General features: G+C 67.1%; 1 protein-coding gene. It reads left to right on the top strand.

From position 1 onward, the window contains the following. Positions 1-85 precede the first annotated feature (85 nt). Positions 86-1,484 (top strand): condensation domain-containing protein (locus ACFWW2_RS16135; protein ID WP_393929581.1); only part of this gene is annotated, 1,399 nt, incomplete at its 3' end.

Below are 1,484 nucleotides of genomic sequence, written 5' to 3'. Positions count from 1 at the left end.
CGAGGACAGCTTCTTCGACCTGGGCGGTCATTCGCTGCTGGCGGTGCGTCTGGTGGCGCGGCTGGAAGCGGAGACCGGCAAGTCGGTGTCAGTGCGGACGGTGTTCGAGACGCCGACGGTGGCCGGTCTGGCAGCGGCGCTGGAGGCAGCCGGTGCCGGGGACTGGGGTGCGATCGAGCCGGCCGACCGGTCGTTGCCGGTGCCGTTGTCGCACCAGCAGGAACGTTTGTGGTTCCTTGACCGTTTGGACCGGTCTGCGGGGGCGGCTTATCACGTGGCCGGGGCGGTGCGTCTGGCCGGTTCTTTGGAAGTATCGGCGCTGGCCGGGGCGCTGGAGGCTGTGGTGGCGCGTCACGAGAGCCTGCGGACGCGCTTTGGTGTCGAGAAGGACGGTCCGGTGCAGGTGGTGGCGGCGCCGGGCGGGTTTGTGCTGGCACAGGAGGATGCCGGCGCGCTGGACGCGGGAACGCTGGAGGACCGGGTGGCATCGCTGGTGTCGGTACCGTTCGATCTGGAGCGGGGACCGTTGTTCCGGGCGACGCTGCTGCGGTTGTCGGCTGAGGATCATGTGCTGGTGGTGGGCGGCCATCACGCGGTGCTGGACGGCTGGTCGGTGGGTCTGTTGCTGAAAGAGGTGTCGGCGCTTTACCGGGAGCGGGTCGGCGGGTCGGCGGCGGTTCTGGCGGATCTGCCGGTGCAGTATGCGGACTATGCGGCGTGGCAGCGGTCGGTGCTGACGGGCGAGCGTCTTGAGGCAGAGACGGCGTGGTGGCGGGAGCAACTGTCGGGTGTGCCGGAGGCGATCGGGCTGCCATTCGACCGTCCGCGTCCGGCGGTGATGGATTATCGCGGCGGTTCTGTGGCGGTGAGCATTCCCGGTGATGTCCTTGCTGGCCTCAAATCTTTGGCTTTGTCGGAGGGTGCGAGCCTGTTCATGGTTCTTGAGGCGGCGTTTGCGGCGCTGCTGCATCGTGTTGGCGGGGATGCGGACCTGGCGGTCGGGACGGCGGTTGCGGGCCGTCGTCGGGTCGAGCTGGAGGCGTTGGCGGGGTTCTTCGTGAACACGGTGGCGCTGCGGCACCGGGTCGAGGGATCGGTGTCGTTCCGGGAGTTTCTGTCGGCGGCGAAGGATGTGGTGCTGTCTGCGTCCGAGCATGAGGCGGTGCCGTTCGAAGCGGTGGTGGAGGCGGTGTCACCGGTGCGCAGCCTGAGCCATGCGCCGCTGGTTCAGGTGATGTGCGTGTTGCAGAACACGCCCGACGCGTCGTCGGCATTGGCGCTTGAGGGTGTTGAAGCAAGCGCTTTTGCCGATGAAGCGGGGACGGCGAAGTTCGATCTGAGCCTCAATCTGACGGAGACGGGCGAGGGCCTGGTTGGAAGGCTGTCCTATGCCAGCCAGCTGTTCGACCGTGAGACGGCAGAGCGACTTGTGTCGATGTATGGTCGTGTCCTGGACGCTGTCGTTTCCTCGCCGGAAACGTTGA

The organism is Yoonia sp. R2-816 (assembly GCF_046762905.1).
Lineage (GTDB): Bacteria > Pseudomonadota > Alphaproteobacteria > Rhodobacterales > Rhodobacteraceae > Yoonia.
This window is presented reverse-complemented; position numbering and strand designations above follow the sequence as displayed.